The 2,112-nt window shown below is 61.3% G+C and carries 1 protein-coding gene; it reads left to right on the top strand.

Annotated elements, in window-relative coordinates:
• Window positions 1-22 precede the first annotated feature (22 nt).
• A partial coding sequence (locus tag ASU23_RS12245) for a condensation domain-containing protein (protein WP_253741320.1) occupies window positions 23-2,112 on the top strand: 2,090 nt, incomplete at its 3' end.

Below are 2,112 nucleotides of genomic sequence, written 5' to 3'. Positions count from 1 at the left end.
TGCGGTGTTGGCGGATGTGTCGGTGGCGCAGACGGCGGTGGTTGTTCGTGAGGATTCTCCGGGTGATCAGCGGTTGGTGGCGTATGTGGTTCCGGCTGCGGGTGTGAGCGTTTCGGTCGACGATCTTCGGGTGTCGGTGGGTTCGTTGTTGCCGGAGTACATGGTGCCGTCGGCGTTTGTGGTGTTGGATTCGATTCCGTTGACGGTGAACGGGAAGTTGGATCGTCGGGCGTTGCCGGCTCCGTCGTTGCAGGTTGCGGTGTTCCGGGCTCCGACGTCGGTGGTGGAAGAGGTTGTGGCGCAGACGTTTGCGGATGTTCTGGGTGCCGAGCGTGTCGGTTTGGATGACGATTTCTTTGCGCTCGGTGGTAATTCGCTGATCGCGACGCAGGTGACGTCGCGGTTGGGTCAGGCTCTTGATGCTGCGGTGTCGGTGCGGGAGTTGTTCGAGGCGTCGACGGTGGAGGCGTTGGCTGCTCGTTTGGGTTCTCATGTCGGTGGCGGTTCACGTGCGGCGTTGACTGCGCAGGTGCGTCCGGTTCGGGTTCCGTTGTCGTTGGCGCAGCAGCGCATGTGGTTCCTCAACCGATTCGACACCGATTCTGCTGTCAACAATGTCCCTGTTGCCGTTCGGCTCACGGGTGCGCTCGATCTGGCGGCCCTGAATTCGGCAGTTCACGACGTTATCGGCCACCACGAGGTTCTGCGCACGGTCTACCCCGAGGTCGACGGCGTCGGCTACCAGAAGATCTGCTCGGTAGAAGATGTCTCGATCGATCTCGGCGCAGAACGCGTCACAGACGACCGAATCCAGGCGGAGCTGTATTCGTTCTTCGCCCAGGGCTTCGATGTCACTGTCGAGGTGCCGTTGCGCGCCAAGCTTTTCCAGATCAAGGCCGACGAGCACGTTCTGGTATTCGTGGTGCATCACATCTCGACCGACGGTTTCTCGATGGGCCCGTTGACCCGCGACGTCATGACCGCCTACTACGCCCGAACCAACGGCCAGGCTCCGACCTGGACGCCGTTGCCGGTGCAGTACGCCGACTATTCGTTGTGGCAGCGTGAGGTTCTCGGGTCCGAGGACGATCCGCAGTCCATGATCGCGAAGCAGATTGCGTTCTGGTCGGATGCGTTGGCTGATCTTCCGGAGCAGTTGGATCTGCCTGGTGATCGTCCGCGTCCCGAGATTGCTTCAGGGCGCGGCGCCAATCACAGTTTCACCATCGAACCGCAGCTGTGGTCTGAGCTGGACGAACTGGCCAAGGCAACGAACGCAACTCCGTTCATGGTTGTTCACTCGGCTCTGGCGGTGCTGTTGGCACGACTGTCCGCGACGACCGACATTGCGATCGGTGCCCCGATCGCGGGTCGTGGTGAAGCCGAGCTCGATGACGTGATCGGTATGTTCGTCAATACCTTGGTGCTGCGTACCGAGGTTGATCCGTCGATGTCGTTTGCCGAGTTGTTGGCGTCGGCGCGTGAGGTGGATTTGCAGGCGTTCGCGCATGCGGATGTTCCGTTCGAGCGTGTGGTGGAGGTTCTCGATCCGGTTCGTTCGCAGGCTCGTCATCCGTTGTTCCAGGTGGCGTTGACGTTCCAGAACCTTGGACAGAGTGCTCTCGAACTGCCCGGACTCACCGCCGCTGCTGTGGAATTCGACGCAGCACTGGCCAAGTTCGATCTGCAATTCACACTTGAAGACGCCGCTGACGCCGGTATGTCCGGCACCCTGACCTACGCGACGGATCTGTTCGACGCGTCGACAGCGGCCGAGTTCGCTGATCGGTTCGTGTCCGTCCTCCGTGGCGTTGTCGCGAATCCGGCCGCTGCCGTTGGCGACGTGGATGTTATGACCGCCGGTGAGTTGGATCGCGTTCTGTCATGGAGCGACACGGGTGTCGACAGTGGTGTGGATTCGACGTTGTCGGCGTGGTTCGATGATGCTGCTGCGCGGTTTGGTGATCGGGTTGCGGTGCGGTTCGGTGGCGAGTCGTTGTCGTATGGTGAGTTGTCGGTGCGGGCTAATCGTTTGGCGCGCAGGTTGATTGCTCAGGGTTGTGGTCCGGAGTCGTTGGTGGCGGTGGCGTTGCCGCGGTCGGCGGATCTTGT

Source organism: Rhodococcus sp. KB6, assembly GCF_001445685.1.
GTDB classification, from domain to species: Bacteria; Actinomycetota; Actinomycetes; order Mycobacteriales; family Mycobacteriaceae; genus Rhodococcus_F; species Rhodococcus_F qingshengii.
This window is presented reverse-complemented; position numbering and strand designations above follow the sequence as displayed.